The organism is Vibrio sp. KUL70 (assembly GCF_059725515.1).
The window spans coordinates 2,529,028-2,552,041 of the sequence record NZ_AP045834.1; the positions used below are offsets into that span (position 1 = coordinate 2,529,028).

Sequence of the window (23,014 nt, forward strand, 5' to 3'; positions counted from 1 at the left end):
CACACAACGCCAATAACGAAAAAGACCGCACCATAATGGTGCGGTCTTTTCACTATCTTAATGCGCTGGTATCAAATTGCTCTATATTTGGGCAATGCGTTTGTTTTAATACTCTACAACCCTAAGAAATCGACCCAGCGTTCTATTAAAAGCTCGAAGTCATCAATTCCACAAACCGATAAGCTTTCACTGTTGTAAAAATCGAACTCGCTGCCCTCTTCCATTTCATAGTCGTGACCAAGTACATTCTCTTGAATTGTTACTTCATCTTCATTAATCGATAAAGTGATCTCTTTGCCGACCATAGAGCGTTCATCACTAAAGTTAGTGCGTGACGCTTCAATAAGCGCTAACACCTGATCGATTTTGCTTTTGTCTTTGCCAATCTCTTCCTGGAGCCAACGTCCAACGATCTCGTGCCCCATACTGCATTTCACGTAGTACTCGCCCATCAAAGTGTTTCTTGTAAATTCGAATTCCATAGTGGCTCCACGCAGTAACTGAGACAGGGTAAAAATGAGGCGAGAGTATATAGTGAAGTGATCAATAGATCGAGGGGCTCGTCCCCCAGCATTCAGACATAAAAAAACGCCCTCTGCAAATAGAGGGCGTTCTGTCAGTGACTCAATCAGTCAGCGATTATGCTGGCTGCTGAAAAATAACCGTATCGGCTTTTTCTGTGTACTGACCCATTTTATGGAAGTTCAGGTAACGGTACGTATCAGCTGCCGTTGCATTAATCTTCTCTGCGTACTCTAGGTACTCTTCTTTCGTTGGAATGCGACCTAGAATGGCACCAACAGCAGATAGCTCCGCAGACGCTAGGTATACGTTCGCACCTGTACCCAAACGGTTCGGGAAGTTACGCGTAGACGTAGACATTACGGTCGACTTGTCTGCAACTCGAGCTTGGTTACCCATACATAGTGAACAACCCGGAGTTTCGATACGAACCCCTGCACGACCGAAGATACCGTAGTAGCCTTCTTCTGTTAGCTGATCTCTATCCATCTTAGTTGGTGGAGCCACCCATAGACGTGTGCTTAAAGAACCGTTGAACTCTTCAAGCATCTTACCAGCGGCGCGGAAGTGGCCAATGTTGGTCATACAAGAACCGATGAACACTTCTTGAATCTCAGTACCTTGAACGTCAGAAAGAAGACGAGCATCATCTGGATCATTTGGTGCACATAGAATTGGCTGATCGATGTCAGCAAGGTCGATTTCGATAACGTGAGCGTATTCAGCATCTGGATCTGCAGACAGCAACTCTGGATTTGCTAGCCACTCTTCCATTGCTGTAATACGACGCTCGATAGTACGAACATCACCGTAGCCTTCAGCGATCATCCACTTAAGCATAACGATGTTTGAGTTTAGGTACTCTTCGATAGATTCTTTAGACAGTTTAACAGTACAACCCGCCGCTGAACGCTCAGCAGACGCATCAGAAAGTTCGAACGCTTGCTCAACAGAGAGGTGTTCAACACCTTCGATTTCTAGTACACGACCAGAGAATTCGTTGATCTTGCCTGCTTTCTCTACGGTTAGGAGACCTTGCTTAATGCCGTATAGAGGAATGGCATGTACTAGGTCACGTAGCGTGATACCCGGCTGCATTTCACCTTTAAAGCGAACCAAGATAGATTCTGGCATATCAAGAGGCATCACACCTGTCGCAGCCGCGAATGCAACCAGACCAGAACCCGCAGGGAATGAAATACCTAGAGGGAAACGAGTATGCGAGTCACCACCTGTACCTACAGTATCAGGAAGAAGCATACGGTTTAGCCATGAGTGGATAACACCATCACCTGGGCGTAATGAAACACCACCACGGTTCATGATGAAATCAGGTAGCGTGTGGTGCGTGTTTACGTCAACTGGTTTCGGGTATGCCGATGTGTGACAGAAAGATTGCATCACTAGGTCCGCTGAGAAGCCAAGACATGCAAGGTCTTTAAGCTCATCACGCGTCATAGGGCCTGTCGTATCTTGAGAACCAACTGTGGTCATTTTAGGCTCACAGTATTGACCAGCGCGAACACCTTCAACACCACATGCTTTACCAACCATCTTCTGAGCGAGCGTGTAGCCCTTATCAGATGCAGATGGATCGACTGGCTTAGCAAACAGATCAGTCTCTTCTAGACCAAGAGAAGTACGAGCGCGGCTAGTTAGACCACGACCGATGATAAGTGGAATACGACCACCAGCACGAACTTCATCAAGCAGCACTTTGCTCAGTTCAAAGCTAGAGATCACTTCACCGTTTTTACGTACAACGCCTTCGTATGGGAAGATATCGATAACATCGCCCATGTTCATTTTCTGTACGTCTAGTTCGATTGGCAGTGCGCCTGAGTCTTCCATTGTGTTGTAGAAGATTGGAGCGATCTTACCACCCAGACAAACACCACCAGTACGCTTGTTCGGCACGTATGGGATATCTTCCCCCATAAACCAAAGTACTGAGTTCGTCGCAGACTTACGTGAAGAACCCGTACCAACGACATCACCTACGTACGCAAGTGGGATACCGTCTTTTTGCAGCTCTTCAATCTGAGCGATTGGGCCAACAGTGCCTGGTTGATCAGGGTTAATGCCGTCACGTTCCATTTTCAGCATCGCTTTTGCGTGTACTGGAATATCTGGACGAGACCATGCATCAGGTGCTGGAGATAGGTCATCGGTGTTGGTTTCACCAGTGACTTTAAAGACTTTTACTGTGATTTTTTCAGCAACTTTCTCTTTCGAAGTAAACCAATCTGCGTCTGCCCAAGATTGAAGTACTTGTTGTGCTGAAGCATTACCTGCCTTGGCCTTCTCTTCTACATCATAGAAAGCATCAAACATCAGTAATGTGTGCGATAGTGCTTTAACAGCAATAGGAGCAAGTTCAGTATCATCAAGAAGTGAAACTAACGACTCGATGTTGTAACCACCTTGCATAGTACCTAGCAGCTCTGCTGCTTTCTCTTTGCTAACAAGTGGTGATGTTACTTCACCTTTGGTGATAGCTGTTAAAAAGCCCGCTTTTACATAAGCAGCTTCATCTACACCTGGTGGAATGCGGTTTTCTAGTAGGTCAAGAATGAACTCTTCTTCACCTTGAGGTGGGTTCTTTAGAAGTTCAACTAGGCCAGCAACCTGCTCGGCATCTAGTGGTTTTGGAACAACTCCTTCGGCAGCACGTTCTTCGACGTGTTTACGGTAGGCTTCAAGCACGACTTTTTTCCTCTCATTGCGGTCCACCACCTTCCTTCATAATTGTTAGTAAAATAAAGCGGTGAACATCCTTGGAAACTTGGCTCTCCATTGCCATTTTCGTCATTCAATTTGTATTGATGATCGGCATCAGAGAGGCCAAACTGTGGGCGGTATAGTAGCAAATTTAACGATTAATTAAAATCTTATCATTTTGACCAACATAGCAAGTTAAGACGAAAGTCCCATTATTTTTGCCTAATTAGTCACCAGTATCGTTATTTTTCGCATGGTTATTTATAAGACGTTCCAACAATAAGGTAAACCGAATTGTAGTTATCTTCTGTCATACCATACGCCAAAATAATCGGCCCAATCGGAGAGTCGATACCAGCAAACAGCGAACCTGCGGTGTACATCGGAGCTTCGCTAATTTTTAAATCACTGTTCGACCAAACTCCACCATGCTCAATGGACGCGCCTAGGTAGAATGGGGATTCAAACAAACCGAAATCGTTGTCAAACCACTTATAGCGGTACACCAAACTGGTAAACGCCAGGTTTTGCCCCAGTAGACTGTTACGTGGAATACCGGAGAGGTTTAAAAAGCCTCCGAGCTGTTTAGGGTCAATCGGGAATAGAGAATTTTTACTCTCTACGATGCCATAATCCATCTTTGCGACTAAAGTATGGCGTTTGTAGCTTTGTGCCGCTCTCAAATTCGCTGAGAACTCATAAACAGTGTCACTGTCCTCAATATAAGTAGGATCAGAAGCTATAGGGTCGGAGTCAAACTCATCATGAGAAACAAGGTATTCTAAATCAACGAAATAGCCTTCCGTCGGTAAACTGAAGTTATCTAGTGTATCCAAACGGTAACGAACAAAAGCACCTATTCGCTGGTAAGAACCACCACCGAATGAAGGTAGTGACGACACTTCAACTTCACCGTCAGTGTATCGACCTCCAAATTTCAGCTCTTGCCACAGGGTTGGTTGGTAACCAAACGCCAACTCACCGATACTCTCTTTATAGGTCATCGAGACAAAGTCTTGCGTCGCATCTAATGACGGCTCTTCTATTTCACCGTTAAATGGCAAATTACGTTTTTGATTCGCATAGACCAACGACGCTGAGGTAAATAGCTTCTGCTGAGAGAAGAAAGGAGAAAACAGCTCCGCCTCAATACGCTTGTCAGTGCCCATTTCTAAATTTGTTCTAAGCTCTGCACCGTGTTGATTGATATCTGTAAAGTTTGCAGACACACCAATTGAATACTGACTATCGGTAGCAAAATCATCTTCTAAAAAGAAACGGAAGTTTAGGTAATTTGGCCCCCACTCTTTCTCATTTACATCGACAACCAATTGTTCTTTGCCATCAACATTATCAAATTCATAGGTAATCAATTCAAAACGGTCTAGTGCATAGAGGTTTTGTACGCTGGTTTCAATATGGTTGGTTTTTAACACTTCTCCAGCTTCAAGATTAAGGCGGTTTTCAATTAATTTGTCGGAATAGTGGCTATTGTTATTAATCACCACCTCATCAACCACTGTTTGGTCGCCATGTTTTAATTTCCGGCGAGCTTGCTGTTTACCTTCAAGGTAGCCTTGATACTTAGCAGCCCCTACTGAAAGGCTACGAAGCTTGTCTTCAAACTGGTAAGCCACTTGATAACCCGCTTCATAGGCGCTCGGCATCTTATCAAACTCAGTGGTCTCCATTTGGCCAACATCTGGCTTAAGAAAGACATCTTCTTCCGTTAAGGCTTCCGCTTGTTGTTGAGTACTACGACGTACTAAGTAGTTAGACAGTTGGTCAGCCACAGTAAAAAGGTTGGTAAACTCCTCTTCGCCTTTATAGTTGGTACTAATATCGACCGCGATAACAATGTCAGCTCCCATTGCACGGGCAATATCTACCGGCATGTTGTTGACGACGCCACCATCGACCAACATACGACCATCTACCTCATAAGGCGGCAAAGCGCCCGGTACTGACATACTTGACATCATTGCATCGACAATCTGCCCTTTGTCGATTATCACCTCTTCAAGTTTAATGATATCTGTTGCGACAGAACGGTACGGGATAGCAAGATCATCAAAGGATTCAAATGGTGCCAGATTACCGGTTGTCTCACGCAATATGCGTAGCATGTTCTGACCTTGAACGACTCCGGTTGGCGCACGCATCTCTCCCCAACCTAAACCTAAATCCGTGATCAGCTGGTAACGGTCCTCATACTCTTTGTCACGCACGCGTCGATCGCTACGGTTGACACGGTCGCGATAGCCTTTGTTCCAATCCACTGAGTAGATAAAACTTTCAATTTCATCAGCACTCATGCCCGTTGCGTATAAGCCACCTACATAAGCGCCCATACTGGTACCTGTGACGTAGTCGACAGGGATGTGCATCTCTTCAAGAGCTTTTAGAACACCAATATGAGCTGCACCTTTGGCTCCGCCCCCCGCAAGAACCACTGCGATACTTGGGCGCGTTTTTTGCTCAACTTTCATTTTGTCAGCAGGTACAACGACGTTGTCAGCCAAAATCTGCGAACAAAACATAACGCCAACGACGCCTAAACCTCGACTCAGCCAACGAGAAATCACCATTAAAACTCTATCCTTGTCATCTATTGCTTGTGCAACTTTACCACTCAAAAAGCTTCTTTAGCCACTGCTTTGGTTGGCTTTCACACCCCTTTTTAATATCACCACGTTCATCCCAAATAGGTAACTGCACGGGGCCATCGCAATCAAACTCTAGTGCTCCTGAGCTCGTATTTCTAAAATGAGCAGTGGTTATGCCATTTGGCCAAGGTAAACGCAGCACTTCTGGGCCGCGTTGTTTTAGATAATCAGCATAGACACGCAGGGCGCCACTCGAACCTGTTAATTTCGTTGGTTTATTGTCATCGCGCCCTAACCAAATGGTGGTTACCTCGCGACCATCAACACCAACAAACCAACTGTCGCGGCTGTCGTTACTGGTACCGGTTTTACCTGCGAGTCCAGCCCAAGAGAACTGGTTTTGCAAGAATCGTCCCGTACCTTCCGAAACACCCCGCTTCATCGCATAAGTGGTAAGCCACGCGGCTTGTTGCTCGACACTTTGTGACACACGAGGTATCGATTGATAGAGCACCTCACCATCACTATCCACCACTGAGCGCAGCGCTGACAGAGTTGCTTTCTTACCGGAGTTGGTCACCGTTTGATACATCTGTGCCACTTGGAAAGGCGTCAGAGAAAATGCACCTAGGAACATCGATGGCACAGGACGAATCTCACTCTTATTCACCCCCAGCTGTTCGATGGTATTCGATACGGATTCAATGCCTAATTGCATTCCCAAGCGAACCGTCGGCACATTGTAAGACTTAGATAGCGCCACATATAAAGGCACCTCTCCTCGGAATTTACGGTCGAAGTTTCTCGGGCTCCACACGCTCCCCTTACTGCCTTTCAAGCTCAGCGGTGTATCCATCAACGTGGTCGCCAGTGTGTACTTTTCAGGCTGCTGTAGTGCGGTCAGGTACACCGCAGGCTTGACTAAAGAGCCGATTGGACGACTTGCATTGAGTGCACGGTTAAAGCCGTCGTAATCCGTGCGTTTGCCGCCGACCATCGCTCTTATCTCACCAGTATTACGGTCAACCGCAACCGCAGCGGCTTCAAGCTTATTGCCTGCTGTTTGAGCTAGTTGAGGCACCTTACGTGCGATAGAGCGTTCTAGCTCTTGCTGTGAAACAGGGTCTAGTGAGGTGAATACCCGCAAACCCTTTTGCGCCTCGAATCGGTCGCCAACAAACTGCTTAAGCTCGATATTTACTTGTTGGAAATAAGCGGGCTGACGGCTCGCAATACGCGGGTTATCTTGAATATCAAGATCTCGACCGGCAGCCGCTTCATATTGACTCGCACTCAAAATATCTTGCTGCATCATCAAACGTAATACCAAGTCACGCCGTGCCTTTGCACGCTCCGGATAACGAACAGGGTTATAATATGACGGCCCTTTCACCATTCCCACCAGCAGTGCCAGTTGATCGATTCTCAGCTCTTGGATTGGTTGACCAAAGTAGAGACGCGATGCCAAACCAAAACCGTGGATCGCTTCACCACCATTCTGACCTAGATATACTTCATTTAGGTAAGCTTCTAAGATCTGATCTTTGCTATAACGGTAATCCAAAATCAGTGCGATATAAGCTTCACGAAGCTTACGCCACAGAGTGCGCTCACTAGAGAGAAATAGGTTTTTAGCTAATTGCTGCGTCAACGTACTGCCGCCCTGAACGGTGCGCCCAGCCTTTACGTTAACCACCATCGCTCGCGCTATCGCTAATGGCGATACACCATCATGCTGATAAAAATCTCTATCTTCGGTCACGAGCAGCGCATCAACCATCACTTCAGGGAACTGGTTGCGCTTTAAAAAAAGACGTTGTTCGTCGTTACTTTTCTCAAGCATACCCAGCATCTTAGGTTCGATACGCAGGTAACCCATATCGCCCTTCTTCTCGAGCGACTGAATGCGGGTTAACTCATTGCTATCGAAATGAAGCATCACATGGCGGTCTGCTTCTGGGCCATCTACAAATTCGAATGGGCGACGGATCAGCTCAATCTTAGTGGAAGACGAGGAGTACTCACCAGGATGACGAGGGGCACTGACCTTGCGGTAATTGAGCACATCAAGCTCATTACGCACTTGCTGAATACTGATTGGCGTACCCGGTGATAAATCTAATACTCGCGCATAAACCACAGTCGGTAAGTCAAAGAGCTGCCCTTCAAAGCGCTGTTTGACGACCGTATCGAGATAAATGCCGACAAAGAGTAAGATCGCAGCGACGGCAAGGCCTGCTTTCCAAGCAAAGCCCCATAACATCTTCAACCAACCACGATTGGTTTTGCCTCCCTTACTCGGCGCGCGTTTTTTTGCCGCGGCTCTCGGCTTTCTGGCTTTGGTTGACTTAGCTCGAGGCGACTTAGCTGTCGGTGACTTTTTCGTAGGTGCCTTTTTCGCAGGCCCCTTTTGGGGTGTAAACATCTTTATCATCATCGATTCAACTGTCGTTTAGTTTTGGTCGTTGCTACATGGTTAGCCGGATCATCTGGCCAAGGGTGTTTAGGGTATCGACCTTTCATCTCTTTCTGCACTTCTTTATAAGCCCCAGCCCAAAAACCAGCTAAGTCTTGAGTGATTTGCAGTGGCCTTTGTGCCGGTGAGAGTAACTCAAGTACGACCTTTTTACGTCCTTGAGCAATCAAAGGAGAGTCTTGCTCACCAAACACTTCTTGCATTCGAACCGATATCACAGGTTCTGCATTTTCTTGATAGCGAATAGATCTGTTACTACCCGTAGGCATTACATAATGCGTAGGTAACCATTGGTCAATCTCTTGATTCAATGGCCATCCTAGATACGCCATCAAAGCCTGCTCGAGATTGACACTGTGCAGCCCTTTTACTGATTTCACGCCATTCAGGTACGGCATTAACCAAGCATCTAAGTTCGTCAACAAACTTTGCTCATCCACCGCTGGCCACTCTTGCTCAGGTAGCCACTGCGCCGCACACAGTATGCGAGCTTGGAGCTGCTTCGCAGCCGGTGTCCAGTTCAATATATCTAGACCTTTTCGCCCTACATAATTGAGCAGTGCCTCACTGACTTTCTCACTATCCGGTTCAGGTAAGGCTTTGGTATTAATGACGAGCTGACCCAGACAAACTCGCTGCTCAGCGACTAAGCGCCCGCGTGCATCATCCCAATCGACATAGTCAAGAACAGTAAACATATCCGAAAAATGCGCTTCTAGATTCACGATATCGACTGCTGTCGCTAAGAATACTTGGCTGGAACGGCCCGCACTTCTCATTAGGTCAATCACCACTATGTACTCACTATCAGCGAGTGGGTCATCATCACGTACTTCTGCACCGTGACCATTCGCGAGCAGAAATTGATGATTCTGCTTACCTCGTGATTGAGCGATACGATCAGGAAATGCAAGACACAATGCCAAAGACAGCAGTGATTCATCAACACTTTGTAGGTCAAATTTGTGTTCTAATTTCGCCGAGAGCACTTTCACTCTCTGAGTCATGAAATGGTTGCGTGCGTGTTTTCCTTGCTGCAAACGGTATAAAGAGTGCTGGACATCAGAGACGTTACGCTCAGGCTCCTCAACCAACGCAGCAGCAGCAATCGCAGCGTTCAACAACTGACTACTGTGCTGCTTAGCTTTGGTCAGCATACTCGCAATCCGAGGTTCTAACCCGAGTTGCTGGGCTTGCTTACCTTGCGCAGTAAATTGCCTACTATGATCCAAAAGCCCTAATTGCTGTAGCAAGCTGCTCGCCTGCGCTAATGCCGCTTGAGGTGGAGTATCAAGCCAATGAAGCTCATCAGCACTTGTCGCTCCCCATTGAATCAACTCAGCCAGCAAAGAGGAGAGATCAGAATGAAGAATTTCAGGAACAGGAACCAAGGGCTGTTGTTGCAATTGAGCTTCGCTGTATAAACGAACGCATAAGCCTTCTTCAATACGCCCTGCGCGGCCCGCCCTTTGTTCAGCCGAAGATTGAGATATTTTGACCTGTTCTAGCTTAGTAACACCAGTTTTCAAATCAAACTTCGCCACTCGTTCCAACCCAGAGTCGACCACCAAGCGGATCCCTTCAATCGTCAGTGAGGTCTCGGCGATATTGGTCGCCAACACCACTTTACGCTTGCCTTTTTCAGCTGGCGAAATTGCTTTCTGTTGCTCAGAAAAACTCAACTGACCATACAGAGCAAATACATCCACGTCATTACTCAAATGTTGCAATCGTTCTTGCACCTGCTTAATCGTCGAAACTCCGGGCAAAAACGCTAACAGTGACCCCTGCTCTCTCTCCATCAAAGATTCGATTGTTGCGGCCATTTTAGCTGGTAAGTAGTCATTGGTTACCAACGGTTGGTAGCGGTATGCGACAGGAAATGAGCGCCCCTGTGATTCAATGTATTCGGCCTCTGGTAACAGAGTTTGCAGGGTCGTTTGATCGAGCGTCGCTGACATCACCACTATTTTGAGATCGTCTCTGAGCGCTTCTTGGATCTCTAGGCTGAAAGCTAAAGAGGTATCAGCATGAATACTGCGTTCATGAAATTCATCGAAGATCACCATATCAACTCCCGTGAGCTCAGGATCACTCTGAATCATACGGGTCATGATCCCTTCAGTGACAATCTCCAGACGAGTATTGCTACTGGTTTTATTCTCACCACGAACCCTAAAGCCTATCGTCTCCCCAACCTTCTCCCCCAATTGCTCAGCGAGATAACTGGCAATATTTCGTGCCGCAAGGCGTCTTGGTTCAAGCATAACTATCTTGCCACTCACCGCCTGAGACTTAACCAGTTGCAGTGGGAAGAACGTCGATTTACCCGCACCGGGGGCCGCTTTAAGAATGACTTGGGAGTGAGAACGAACGCCGGAGAGCAACTCGGGCATCACAGCTTCAATGGGCAGTTGTGACAATGGAAAGACCTTGTGGTGTAATGTTGCCAATATTGTACATAAAAACAGTTCTCTCTAAATAAGTAAAATGCACTTCGATCCTCCTTTAGAGTCTGCGACTCTTATAAAACGCTATAAACGTTTCCTTACAGACATCAAACTTCCTGACGGCAGTGAACGTACTATCCATTGTGCCAATACTGGTGCGATGACAGGTTGCGCTGAACCGGGAAACACCGTGTGGTACTCGACCTCCGACAACCCTAAGAGAAAATACCCAAACAGTTGGGAGATCTCAGAAACAGCACAAGGCGATCGAATTTGTGTGAACACTGCCCGCGCTAACCAATTGGCAGTGGAAGCGATTCAAAATGGCGCTATAGTTGAACTTTCGGGTTATCAATCACTGCGTACCGAAGTGAAATATGGCAGTGAGAATAGCCGGATAGATATTTTGCTCGAGGATGAAACCAAGGCCGATTGCTATATCGAAGTGAAAAGCGTCACGCTACTGGCAGATGACCCATGTGTTGAAAAGGGACAAGGCTACTTTCCAGACGCCGTTACTACGCGTGGTCAAAAGCATCTGCGTGAACTCACAGAAATGGCAGAATCTGGTCAAAGAGCAGTACTTTTATTCACTGTTTTACATTCAGGTATTGAAAAAGTCTCAGCGGCACACCATATAGACGCCAAATATTCGTTATTACTAAAACAAGCACAAGACGCGGGTGTTGAAGTTATCTGTTACAAAGCGGAGCTCAACAATACTCAAATGGCATTGAATCAAGCGGTTGAATTCATCGCTTGATTCACAAAATGCAGAACTCTGCACATTGATAGCAAGTTTACATTTGAGTGTTTGCCACCACTCGTTCTTTCTGCTATAGATACCCGCCTTAAAAATAGCTGCTTTGCAGTTGACTAGGTGTAAATAGGAGATGCTGTATGCCAGAATCTAAGAAAAAAGCGCTAGGCATCCTAGCAATCGCAGGTGTTGAACCATATCAAGAAAAGCCAGGTGAAGAGTACATGTCACCTGAGCAAATGGCTCATTTTACAAAGATTTTAGAAGCTTGGCGCAACCAGCTCAGGGAAGAAGTTGATCGTACTGTTCACCACATGCAGGACGAGGCAGCAAATTTCCCAGACCCAGTTGACCGCGCTTCTCAAGAAGAAGAGTTCAGCTTAGAGCTACGTAACCGTGACCGTGAACGTCGTCTGATCAAGAAGATTGAGAAGACACTAGACAAGATCGAAGAAGACGATTTCGGCTTCTGTGACTCTTGTGGTATCGAAATCGGTATTCGTCGTCTTGAAGCTCGCCCGACTGCTGATCTTTGTATTGACTGTAAAACACTTGCAGAAATCAAAGAAAAACAGATGCAAGGTTAATCCTTGTTGATGTGAAGAAAGGGAGCACTCGCTCCCTTTTTTATTTGGTCTTTTATTCCCCATACAACCATTACTTAGGCTTTTACTATGAGTTATATCGGGCGCTTTGCACCTTCTCCTTCTGGCCCTCTTCATTTTGGCTCACTTGTGGCTGCACTCGGTAGCTACTTCCAAGCAAAATCACAAAAGGGACAATGGCTAGTGCGCATGGAGGATCTTGATCCACCGCGCGAAATGCCAGGAGCCGCCGATCTTATATTAAAAACCTTAGAGACCTATCAGTTGCATTGGGATGGCGAAGTCGTATACCAGAGTCATCGACACGCGGCTTACCAAGCTCAGATTGAACAGTGGCTTACCGAACAGCAAGCTTACTACTGCGAATGTACCCGCAAGCAGATAAAAGCCCTAGGTGGCTTCTACAACGGTCACTGTCGTCACGCAGCGCTAAACGATAATGGTGAACGCGCGGTACGCCTAGTGATGAATCACCCTATTGAGTCATTTGAGGATATTCGTCACGGCACCATGAGCATCCCTGCCGAACTCGCTAAAGAAGACTTTATTATCAAGCGTCGCGACGGTTTATTCGCCTACAACCTAGCGGTAGTACTGGATGATATCGCTCAAGGCGTGACAGAGGTCGTGAGAGGAGCTGACTTAATCGAGCCTACAGGCCGTCAAATCAGCCTCTATAAAGCGCTCAATCAGCCACAAGTCAGTTATCTTCATTTGCCTTTAGCGACCGATGCTACAGGTAACAAGCTCTCAAAGCAGAATCGTGCACGAGGCATCGATTTAAATAACCCTAAACCGGCCCTTTTGAGCGCTATGCGCTTTCTCGGTTTCACTTTACCTTTCGACATTGAGCAGGGCTCTTTAAGCGAGATTTTGGCTTGGGGCTGTCAGCATTGGCGTATCAATCAGCTACCCGATACACTGCATAAAGAGCACCGTGATTGACACGTTCGCGGCATGAAATCGTATAAACGACACATAAAAATGCCATAACCCTTAGGTGCGTATAAGCGGACAATGTTCTCAAATGGCTTCCGCTAGGCTATTATTAGCCGCAATTAAACTCTGCACTACCACTTTGGACTAAGAGAAAAGCAAAGTTGGCGATACCTACTTTGTTGTAAACTAATGAATACAAACGACAATACCCCTAGCGAACAACGTGGATTCCACGATTTAGCTCTGAATATTTACACTCGACAAGAGCACAATATTTCACGCAAGCAGATCAGTGATAACGCACTCAAAGTGTTATATCGCCTGAATGGTGCGGGTTTTGACGCATTCCTAGTCGGTGGTGGTGTGCGAGATTTACTGCTCGGCTCACAACCGAAAGATTTCGACATCGCGACTAACGCGACGCCAGAGCAGATCAAAAACCTATTCAGAAACTGCCGTCTTATCGGTCGTCGCTTCCGCCTTGCGCACATCATGTTTGGTCGTGACATCATCGAAGTCGCCACCTTCCGTGGTCACCACCAAGAACCATCGAAAAACGTATCAGCTCAGTCTAAAGAAGGCATGTTGCTGCGTGATAACGTCTACGGCAGCGTAGATGAAGATGCAGAACGTCGTGACTTCACCATCAATGCGATGTACTACAACATTGCAGACTACAGCATCCACGATTACGCTGGTGGTGTAGAAGACTTAGAAGATCGATTAATCCGCCTGATTGGTGATCCAGAAACTCGCTACCGTGAAGACCCGGTGCGTATGCTTCGTGCAATGCGCTTCTCTGCGAAACTAGACTTTGACATCGAAGAAGACACGGCTGATCCAATTGAAGAGTTGGCACACCTGCTAAAAGATATCCCAGCGGCTCGTCTCTATGAAGAGTCACTAAAGCTTCTTCAATCAGGCTACGGTCTTGAGACTTACCACCTAATGCGCGAGTACAATCTGTTCCAACAGATGTTCCCAGCGGTGGCTGAGTTCTTTACTGAAGACTACTCTTCTCAGACAGAACAGATGCTAGACTTGGTCCTCGATTCCACTGACCTACGTATCGAAGATGGAAAACGCGTTAACCCAGCCTTTATGTTCGCGGCCATCTTGTGGTACCCGATGAACAAACTGGCAGAGAAGCTGGCCGATGAGCTTGGTCTTTCTCAATATGACGCTATCATGGAAGCGAGCAATGTTATTCTTGATCAACAAGTTAAGAGCATCGCTATTCCACGTCGTCACACAGCGACGATTCGTGAAGTATGGCAACTGCAACTTCGCCTACCTCGTCGCAACGGCAAGCGCGCTCAACGCCTAATGGAGCTCAACAAGTTCCGTGCTGGCTTTGACTTCCTTGAGATGCGCGGCGAGATCGAAGGTGGTGAAACCCAAGAGCTTGCTAAATGGTGGGAGCGCTACCAAAGCGCAGGACGCAACATGCGTCAAGCGATGGCAAACGATGTAGCGCCACCATCAAAATCAGGTCATCGACGCCGTAAGACTTACCGCAACAAGAAAAGTAAGCCGTCATCATGATCACAGCGTATATCGCGGTCGGCAGTAATCTGGCCGACCCTGTAAGCCAAGCTAATTTGGCTATCGAAACATTAAAAAGCCTACCGCAATCAAAGTTTATTGCGACCTCTAAGCTATATAGTAGCACTCCAATGGGGCCGCAAAATCAACCCGATTACATCAACGCGGTGGTCGCTATTGAGACCGAATTAACGCCAATTGAACTGCTCAACTGCACCCAAGCGATTGAGCAAGAGCAAGGGCGTGTCCGTAAAGATGAGCGTTGGGGGCCAAGAACCCTGGACCTAGACATCATCTTATACGGCAATGAGGTGATCGATTCAGAGCGCTTAACTGTTCCTCACTACGGAATGAAAGAGCGAGAGTTTGTTCTTTACCCGCTAGCTGAAATCGCACCAAGTTTACAACTCCCTGATGGGACTGAGCTCAGCGAACTGCTGAAAGTAGTCGATAAAAACGGGCTCAATGTTTGGCAAAAATAAGCCAGACGCATTAAGGAAAACCAATGAAAAAAGTAACCATTAACGACCTGATCAAGTGCAAACGTGAAGGCCGCAAATTTGCAACGTCAACGGCTTACGATGCCAGCTTCAGTCAACTATTCGAAAGCCAAGAGATCCCAGTCCTTTTAGTCGGTGATTCGCTTGGTATGGTACTGCAAGGCCAAACTGACACACTGCCAGTTACCGTTGAAGACATTGCGTACCACACTCGTTCAGTACGCGCAGGCAGCCCTAACTGCCTATTGATGGCTGACATGCCATTCATGAGCTACGCAACACCTGAACAAGCTTGTGAAAACGCAGCAAAGCTCATTCGCGCTGGTGCCAACATGGTTAAGATTGAAGGTGGCAGCTGGCTGGTAGATACAGTGAAAATGCTAACAGAGCGCGCTGTACCAGTTTGTGCGCACCTAGGTTTAACGCCTCAGTCGGTAAACATCTTTGGTGGTTACAAAGTACAAGGTCGCGATGACGAGCAAGCCGATAAAATGGTGGCAGACGCATTGGCTCTACAAGACGCTGGCGCGCAAATCGTTCTGCTTGAGTGTGTACCTGCTTCATTGGCAAAACGTATTACTGAAGCCTGTGATGTACCAGTAATCGGTATTGGTGCGGGCAATGTGACCGACGGTCAAATCCTAGTTATGCACGACATGTTCGGTATCTCTGCGAACTATATGCCTAAATTCTCTAAGAATTTCTTAGCGGAAACAGGGGATATGCGTAAAGCCGTGGCCAAATATAAAGAAGATGTTGAGAGCGCACGTTTCCCTGATGACGCTCACACAATCGCTTAGGAGTTAGAGTATGCAATCTTTCGCTGAAGTAGCGGCTCTTCGTGAGCAGATTAAGCAATATAAACGCGATGGACGCACTGTTGCTTTCGTTCCTACTATGGGCAACCTTCATGAGGGTCACCTTACTCTAGTAAGAAAAGCGCGTGAATTGGCTGATATCGTTGTGGTTAGTATCTTCGTCAACCCAATGCAGTTTGACCGCGCAGACGATCTTAACAACTACCCTCGTACTCTAGAAGCTGACTTGAGCAAATTGACTGGTGAAGGCGTTGAGTTGGTATTTACACCAACGCCAGAGATCATGTACCCGGCAGGCCTTGATAAACAGACGTTTGTTGAAGTACCTGGCCTTTCTCACATGCTTGAGGGGGCTTCTCGTCCAGGTCACTTCCGTGGTGTAGCAACGATCGTAACCAAGTTGTTCAACATCGTTCAGCCTGATGTTGCCTGCTTCGGTGAAAAAGATTTCCAACAGCTTGCAGTCATTCGTCAAATGACAGCCGATCTGGCACTCGATATCGACATTGTGGGCGTACCTACGGTGCGTGAGATGGACGGCTTAGCAATGAGCTCTCGTAACGGCAACCTTACGATAGATGAGCGTCAGCGTGCTCCTGTACTGGCGCGTACTATGCGTTGGATCAGCAGTGCTATCCGTGGTGGTCGTGATGACTATGCGTCAGTAATTGAAGATGCTACTGATCAGCTTCGCGCTGCAGACATACAACCGGATGAGATCTTCATCTGCGATGCTAAAACTCTGCAATCCATCACTTCTGAATCCACGCAAGCCGTCATTCTTATGTCAGCCTTCTTAGGAAAGACTCGTCTTATCGACAACCAAGTTCTTGATTTGGTGACGGAAACAAAAGATGAAGTGAAAGAAGAAGCCGCTGAATAATTCGTCCGTTTTTCGAACGAAAAAAACTAAAAAGGTCGATGTTAAATCGACCTTTTTCTTTATCTGTTAGCTCGGTGGTGTAAAGACTAGCTACGTAAACCTATGCCCTTTGTCACCAAGTAATGGGCAACGCCATAAAGCACTACAATAAATACACCCAGTACGCCAAACGAGGTCACAATACCGACATCCGACACGCCCAAGAAGCCATATCTGAACGCATTAACCATATACACAATCGGGTTCAACTTAGAGACACCTTGCCAGAATTCAGGCAGTAGACTGATTGAGTAGAACACTCCGCCAAGGTAAGTCAGAGGCGTTAGGATAAACGTTGGAATAATTGAGATATCATCAAAGGTACGCGCAAATACCGCATTAATAAGACCACCCAACGCAAATACTACTGACGTTAAAAATACCGTTGCAATGATCACGCCCCAATGATCAACTTGCAGATCAACGAAGAACAGCGACACAAAAGTTACAATAGCACCAACCAATAAACCACGAACAACTCCGCCCATCACGAAACCCGCAATAATTACGTAGTTCGGTACCGGAGCGACCAATAGCTCTTCAATGTTCTTTTGGAACTTCGCACTAAAGAACGACGACGCCACATTCGAATAAGAGTTAGTAATTACCGACATCATAATCAAGCCAGGTACTATGTATTCCATATAGCTAAAACCGTTCATTTCACCAATTCGCGCACCAATCAGGTTACCGAAAATAATAAAATAGAGCGTCATAGTGATCGCTGGCGGCACAAGTGTTTGCACCCAAATACGAGTAAAACGGTTGATTTCTTTGTTCAATAAGCTGCGAAAAGCGGTCCAATATAAGCTGTACATATTATTTACTCCCCTCTCGCACGATGCTCACAAATAGCTCTTCCAAACGGTTCGCTTTGTTACGCATCGACAATACATTAATACCTTGCTCTGTAAGTTGGCTAAAGATGGTGTTCAAACCTAAGGCTTTATCAATCTCGATCTCTAGAGAGCCATTCACCATCGCTTGGCTATTGACCCCTTGTAATGTCGGCTCAGGTGCCCCCTCTTCTAAATCGAGAATGAAGGTTTCAACGCTAAGCTTATTCAGTAGTGACTTCATGGTCGTGTTCTCTATCAACTCACCACGATGAATGATGCCGATATTACGACACAGCATCTCCGCTTCTTCCAAATAGTGAGTCGTTAGGATGATAGTGATACCCTGTTTCTCGTTGATCTCTTGTAGGAATTCCCACATTGAACGACGTAGTTCAATATCAACACCGGCTGTAGGTTCATCTAAGATCAGTAATTGAGGTTCGTGCATCAGTGCGCGAGCGATCATCAAACGACGTTTCATACCACCAGACAGGTTTCTTGCTCGTTCGCTGCGTTTTTCCCACAGATCGAGCTTAGATAGATACTTTTTAGCGCGCTCTTTAGCTAGAGACTTAGACACCCCGTAGTAGCCTGCCTGTTGAAGTACGATCTGCTCAACGGTTTCAAACGGGTTAAAATTAAACTCTTGAGGTACTAGACCAAGGTTCTGTTTAGCCAGTTCAAGATCTTGGTCGATGTCGAAACCAAACACTTTTACCTTGCCCGAAGTTTTGTTTACCAGCGAGGAGATAACCCCAATCGTTGTCGATTTACCCGCACCATTGGGCCCAAGTAGTGCGTAAAAGTCGCCTTTTTTCACCTGCAGGCTGATGCCTTTTAGAGCCTCAAACCCACCGGTGTAGGTCTTTCTAAGTTGTTCTATTTCTAATGCGTACATGAAGATAACTTGCCATTTGCGATTAGTGAGTAGGCATGAGAGAAAAAATGACCTTATTCTCAAACACGTCCAATATACCAACAAGTCTATCGTCAAATAACGATGAAAACAAACTGATATTTCCAAAATTATAGAAATATAGAAAGACCAGCCTCAAACAAGATAAAAAAATACCGTTAAGTCATTAACTTAACGGTACTTATCATCTAACTATTCATTTTTACTAAGCGGAACCGAGTTCATGCTCATCACGTGCCACGTAGTTAGTTGCAGCTCGTAGTGCTTCATAACGGAAGCGATAGGTATTCGACTCTGGTACGAGGTCAAGCACATGGAACTTTTCAAGCTGTTGACGAGTATTGTCATTCGGACACAATAAGTACACTTCACAGTTGGCGTCCAGAGCATCCTTAATCGCATTCTCTAGAGCAAGACCAACCGTTACATCAATCATAGGTACATCCGTGAGATCGAGAATCATCGCCTCATAATCGGAGATGCTGGTGTGCTGACGAGAAATCGCCTTAGAGACACTGAAGATCATTGGCCCGGATAGATAGAAGAACAACACTTTGCCATTGGCCATATCCAGCAAGCCCCGCTCACTGTCCGATAAAGGTACATCATCTTCATCGGCATCACTGATCGCCTTCACTTGACGCGCTTGCTCACGGCTCAATCGCTCAATGATGATGATGTTAGAAATAAAGACACCAAGGCCAACCGCCACAATTAGATCAACGAATACAGTTAGCAACATAACGCCATACATGATCGCCATACCCGCAAAGCTCACGCGGTGTGCACGCTGTATGAAACTCCAGTCAAGGATATTGAAACCCACATACACCGCAATGCCCGCCAGTACCGCCATTGGGATAGGTTCAGTCAAACCACCAGCCACCAGAACAACTAGTGCAAGTACTAATGCACGAATCACACCCGATAATGGAGAGCGCGCACCAACCTGAATGTTGGTTACGGTTCCCATGGTTGCACCCGCACCCGGAAGGGCACCGAACAAACCAGAGATCATATTTGCTAAACCTTGACCACGCAGCTCTTTATCCGAATCGTGCTCTTTACGAGTCAAAGAGTCCCCAATAACAGCGGTCAAAAGTGTATCAATACAGCCTAAAGTACCTAACACCAATGCATCAATGACCATCTCGGTAAACATAGAAGCATCAATATGTGGCACAACCAGCGATGGCAAACCAGCAGGGATTTCACCAATGCGGCGAATCGCATCAGTATCAAACAAAATAACCGAAAGCAGTGTTACAGCAACCAAGGCTACCAATTGCGCGGGAACATATTTTCGATACTGCTTAGGGAAGAAAAATAGAATGCCCAGCGTCAGTAAACCAAGAAACAACTCACTGAACTTCATATTCGCTACTGTGTCAGGCAGTGCTGACAAGGTACCCATAACACCACCTGCAGGTGCTGCATGACCGAGAAGTGGAGAAAGCTGTAGGATGATTAGAATAACTCCGATACCCGACATAAAACCGGAGATCACGCTATATGGCATCAAAGTTATGTATTTCCCTAACTTTAACGTTCCGAGTAACACCTGAAATGCACCCGCCATCATCACCACGGTAAAGGTCATTGCCAATCCCGTTTCAGGGTACTTAGCCATCATACTGGTCAATACCGCTGTCATGATCACCGTCATTGGGCCTGTTGGCTCAGAGATCAGTGTATTGGAACCACCAAATAGTGCGGCAAATAGGCCGACCATGATCGCTCCCCATAGACCCGCTTCAGCGCCTGCACCAGAAGCAACACCAAATGCCAACGCCAAAGGTAATGAGATAATGGCTGTAGTGACACCGCCGAACATATCCCCTTTGAGATTGATATCTGCAAAACGACTTCCAAACAAAATACATCTCCATGTGATGAACTGACAAACCTTATTACTTTAACAAATGTATCAACTGCTCAGAAAGTGTTAATTCAATCACAATATTTATGTCTTATAACCAGATGATACCTTTATTCCTAAGTTTATGATTTTACGAACTAGAACACGTCAGATGAGTACTTTTTGACGCACTTTTTACAAGATTGAATTTGTAACATTGTGTATAGTTAAGCATCTTAATTGAGGGATGTATGAAGCAAGATGCCAGAAATAAAACAGCTTTTTGAAAACAATTCCAAATGGTCTGATGAAATTCGTTCAGAACGACCTGAATATTTTACCACGCTTGAAGAGGGTCAAAACCCGGGGTTTCTTTGGATCGGCTGTTCAGATAGTCGCGTACCGGCTGAGCGCTTAACAGGGCTCTATTCTGGTGAGCTGTTTGTCCACCGTAATGTGGCAAACCAAGTCATTCATACCGACCTTAACTGCCTATCCGTTGTGCAATATGCGGTTGATGTTTTGAAAGTGAAACACATCATCATCTGCGGTCACTACGGCTGCGGCGGTGTGAATGCAGCGATTGATAACCCTAAACTGGGTCTTATCAATAACTGGCTACTGCACATCCGTGATAACTATTTAAAGTATCGCAAACAAATTGAAGCGCTACCTCGTGAACAATGGGGTGATAAGCTCTGTGAAATCAACGTTGCTGAGCAGGTCTACAACTTAGGTAATTCCACTATTATGCAGAGTGCTTGGGAGCGCGGCCAAGAGGTTGAAATCCACGGCGTTGTGTATGGTATCGGTGATGGCAAACTGAAAGATCTTGGTGTGCGTTGTTCAAGCAACGATACCCTAGAGAACAGTCATTTAGAGGCATTGAACAAGATTCTAACCACGCCTCTTCTAGGGCAACAAGGCTAACAAATACAACAAAGCCCGCATCATGCGGGCTTTTTAATCATTCGAGTTCATCCAATCGACAATTACTCTTGAGGTACAACCTTACCGATGTATGGTAGGTGACGGTATTTCTGAGCGTAGTCGATACCGACACCCACAACAAACTCATCAGGGATCTCAAAACCGATCCAGTTTACTTCTACGTCTACTTCACGACGAGATGGCTTATCTAATAGTGTACAGATTCGTACCGACTTAGGCTCACGCAGGCTTAGGATCTCTTTTACCTTGTTCAGCGTATTGCCAGTATCGATGATATCTTCAACTAGCAGTACATCTTTACCTTTGATGTCATCATCTAGGTCTTTAAGGATACGCACATCACGCGAGCTTTCCATTGTGTTGCCGTAGCTAGAAGCTGTCATGAAATCAACGCAGTGAGTAATATCGATTGCACGTGCTAAATCTGCCATGAATACAAATGATCCACGTAATAGGCCTACCAACACAAGATCTTCACTACCTTGATAGTGCTCGGTGATCTGTTTGCCTAGCTCTTGCACTCGATCTTGAACTTCTTGCTCAGAGATCATGACTTCAACTGTATGTTTCATACTGCTCTCATTTTGTTTAGTGACTGCGACAAGTGTAGATCGTTTCATCAATAGTGCCGCGGATTTTCGAGCGTAAGTCTAGCACTGCTCAAATACCCACACCACCTCGCGTATCAATTTAAATCACAGTTCTCGTATCAAGAGTCGTATTCTCGGCTTCCGAGTTAAATCGCATTACAACGCCCTGTGCGGATCACGATTTATGTATCAAGTTTGATGCAATTGTCCATAAAACAAGCACAAATGATTGACCATTTGCATATGCACCATTACACTCATTCTGGCTTAAATAATAATAAAATCATTAATATAATATTTTGTTGGCAAGGAAAACATTATGGACTCAATATCTAAGAGACCTAGAACTAGGCTTTCACCCCTAAAAAGAAAACTTCAATTGATGGAGATTGCACTTGAAGTATTCGCCCGTCGCGGCATTGGCCGAGGTGGACACGCAGATATCGCAGACATTGCTCAAGTATCTGTCGCAACTGTATTTAACTACTTCCCAACGCGTGAAGATCTGGTCGACGAGGTTCTAAACCATGTTGTTCGTCAGTTCTCAAACTTTCTTTCAGACAATATTGACCTCGATATTCACGCTAAGCAGAACTTAACAAACATCACCAATGAGATGCTTACTCTTGTTGAGCAAGATTGTCACTGGCTCAATGTTTGGTTCGAGTGGAGCGCGTCAACTCGTGATGAAGTATGGCCACTGTTCGTAACAACCAACCGCACTAACCAGATGCTGGTACAGAACATGTTCGTTAAAGCGATCGAGCGTGGTGAAGTTTGCGACCAACATGAACCGAAACACTTGGCGAACCTATTCCACGGTATTTGCTACTCGCTGTTCATCCAAGCGAAGCGTGCAAACTCAACTGAAGAATTGCACTCATTGACTGACAGCTACTTAAATATGTTGTGTATTTATAAGTAGATTCGAGATTCGAGAATAATTGTGAAGGGTTGGCCTAATGGGTCAGCCCTTTTTGTTTTTATGCATCCGCT

17 protein-coding genes and 1 pseudogene are annotated in these 23,014 nt (G+C 46.0%); 9 read left to right on the plus strand and 9 right to left on the minus strand.

The annotated features are described in order from the left end of the window. Positions 1 to 113: 113 nt before the first annotated feature. From AC6I7V_RS11140 to hrpB, 5 genes and pseudogenes are all read right to left on the minus strand, one after another. Positions 114 to 482, minus strand: a complete 369-nt coding sequence (locus AC6I7V_RS11140; protein WP_255229954.1) for a YacL family protein — start codon at positions 480 to 482, stop codon at positions 114 to 116. 157 nt (positions 483 to 639) lie between these two features. Next, positions 640 to 3,228, minus strand: coding sequence for a bifunctional aconitate hydratase 2/2-methylisocitrate dehydratase (acnB, locus tag AC6I7V_RS11145; protein WP_261882064.1), 2,589 nt, complete (start codon positions 3,226 to 3,228; stop codon positions 640 to 642). 272 nt (positions 3,229 to 3,500) lie between these two features. After that, positions 3,501 to 5,711, minus strand: a pseudogene (locus AC6I7V_RS11150) (patatin-like phospholipase family protein); the annotation flags it as partial. A gap of 157 nt (positions 5,712 to 5,868) precedes the next feature. After that, positions 5,869 to 8,286 carry a penicillin-binding protein 1B gene (mrcB, locus tag AC6I7V_RS11155; protein WP_498010899.1) on the minus strand — a complete coding sequence of 806 codons (2,418 nt, stop codon included), beginning with the start codon at positions 8,284 to 8,286 and terminating at the stop codon, positions 5,869 to 5,871. Continuing rightward, complete coding sequence (gene hrpB, locus AC6I7V_RS11160) at positions 8,283 to 10,721, minus strand: ATP-dependent helicase HrpB (protein WP_498011678.1); 2,439 nt, start codon at positions 10,719 to 10,721, stop codon at positions 8,283 to 8,285. The genes mrcB and hrpB overlap by 4 nt, the downstream gene beginning before the upstream one ends. Positions 10,722 to 10,815: 94 nt before the next feature. Here hrpB and sfsA point away from each other — a divergent pair, with 94 nt between their 5' ends. From sfsA to panC, 7 genes are all read left to right on the plus strand, one after another. Further along, positions 10,816 to 11,538 (plus strand): DNA/RNA nuclease SfsA, encoded by a 723-nt coding sequence (gene sfsA / locus AC6I7V_RS11165; RefSeq protein ID WP_255229951.1) that lies wholly within the window; start codon positions 10,816 to 10,818, stop codon positions 11,536 to 11,538. Positions 11,539 to 11,675: 137 nt separating this feature from the next. Then, on the plus strand, positions 11,676 to 12,122 hold the full coding sequence (dksA, locus tag AC6I7V_RS11170; protein ID WP_032551504.1) for an RNA polymerase-binding protein DksA: 447 nt from the start codon (positions 11,676 to 11,678) through the stop codon (positions 12,120 to 12,122). Positions 12,123 to 12,209: 87 nt separating this feature from the next. Then, positions 12,210 to 13,085 (plus strand): tRNA glutamyl-Q(34) synthetase GluQRS, encoded by an 876-nt coding sequence (gluQRS, locus tag AC6I7V_RS11175; RefSeq protein ID WP_498010900.1) that lies wholly within the window; start codon positions 12,210 to 12,212, stop codon positions 13,083 to 13,085. Positions 13,086 to 13,268: 183 nt separating this feature from the next. Next, on the plus strand, positions 13,269 to 14,624 hold the full coding sequence (pcnB, locus tag AC6I7V_RS11180; RefSeq protein WP_239841193.1) for a polynucleotide adenylyltransferase PcnB: 1,356 nt from the start codon (positions 13,269 to 13,271) through the stop codon (positions 14,622 to 14,624). After that, entirely contained in the window at positions 14,621 to 15,106 is a 486-nt protein-coding gene (gene folK, locus AC6I7V_RS11185; protein WP_032551501.1) for a 2-amino-4-hydroxy-6-hydroxymethyldihydropteridine diphosphokinase, read from the plus strand. Before pcnB ends, folK begins: the two co-directional genes overlap by 4 nt. A 23-nt stretch (positions 15,107 to 15,129) precedes the next feature. After that, positions 15,130 to 15,924 carry a 3-methyl-2-oxobutanoate hydroxymethyltransferase gene (panB, locus tag AC6I7V_RS11190; protein ID WP_255229949.1) on the plus strand — a complete coding sequence of 265 codons (795 nt, stop codon included), beginning with the start codon at positions 15,130 to 15,132 and terminating at the stop codon, positions 15,922 to 15,924. A gap of 10 nt (positions 15,925 to 15,934) precedes the next feature. Then, on the plus strand, positions 15,935 to 16,825 hold the full coding sequence (gene panC / locus AC6I7V_RS11195; protein WP_255229948.1) for a pantoate--beta-alanine ligase: 891 nt from the start codon (positions 15,935 to 15,937) through the stop codon (positions 16,823 to 16,825). Between the two features lie 86 nt (positions 16,826 to 16,911). Here panC and AC6I7V_RS11200 read toward each other — a convergent pair whose 3' ends face one another. The 3 genes from AC6I7V_RS11200 to AC6I7V_RS11210 form a co-directional block, all read right to left on the minus strand. Continuing rightward, positions 16,912 to 17,682, minus strand: a complete 771-nt coding sequence (locus AC6I7V_RS11200; RefSeq protein WP_255229947.1) for an ABC transporter permease — start codon at positions 17,680 to 17,682, stop codon at positions 16,912 to 16,914. A 1-nt stretch (position 17,683) separates the two neighbouring features. Next, the gene (locus AC6I7V_RS11205; RefSeq protein ID WP_255229946.1) at positions 17,684 to 18,601 is read right to left on the minus strand and encodes an ABC transporter ATP-binding protein; all 918 of its coding nucleotides are present in this window, start codon (positions 18,599 to 18,601) and stop codon (positions 17,684 to 17,686) included. Between the two features lie 223 nt (positions 18,602 to 18,824). Continuing rightward, positions 18,825 to 20,495, minus strand: coding sequence for a SulP family inorganic anion transporter (locus AC6I7V_RS11210; RefSeq protein WP_261882070.1), 1,671 nt, complete (start codon positions 20,493 to 20,495; stop codon positions 18,825 to 18,827). 243 nt (positions 20,496 to 20,738) lie between these two features. On the opposite strand from AC6I7V_RS11210, the gene can reads away from it, so the two are divergent. Continuing rightward, entirely contained in the window at positions 20,739 to 21,407 is a 669-nt protein-coding gene (gene can / locus AC6I7V_RS11215) for a carbonate dehydratase (protein WP_255229944.1), read from the plus strand. 62 nt (positions 21,408 to 21,469) lie between these two features. Here the strand turns inward: can and hpt are convergent, their stop codons facing one another. Further along, positions 21,470 to 22,000 carry a hypoxanthine phosphoribosyltransferase gene (hpt, locus tag AC6I7V_RS11220; protein ID WP_255229943.1) on the minus strand — a complete coding sequence of 177 codons (531 nt, stop codon included), beginning with the start codon at positions 21,998 to 22,000 and terminating at the stop codon, positions 21,470 to 21,472. Positions 22,001 to 22,337: 337 nt separating this feature from the next. Here hpt and AC6I7V_RS11225 point away from each other — a divergent pair, with 337 nt between their 5' ends. Next, positions 22,338 to 22,943, plus strand: a complete 606-nt coding sequence (locus AC6I7V_RS11225; RefSeq protein WP_255229942.1) for a LuxR/HapR/OpaR family quorum-sensing transcriptional regulator — start codon at positions 22,338 to 22,340, stop codon at positions 22,941 to 22,943. The last annotated feature ends 71 nt before the right edge of the window (positions 22,944 to 23,014 follow it).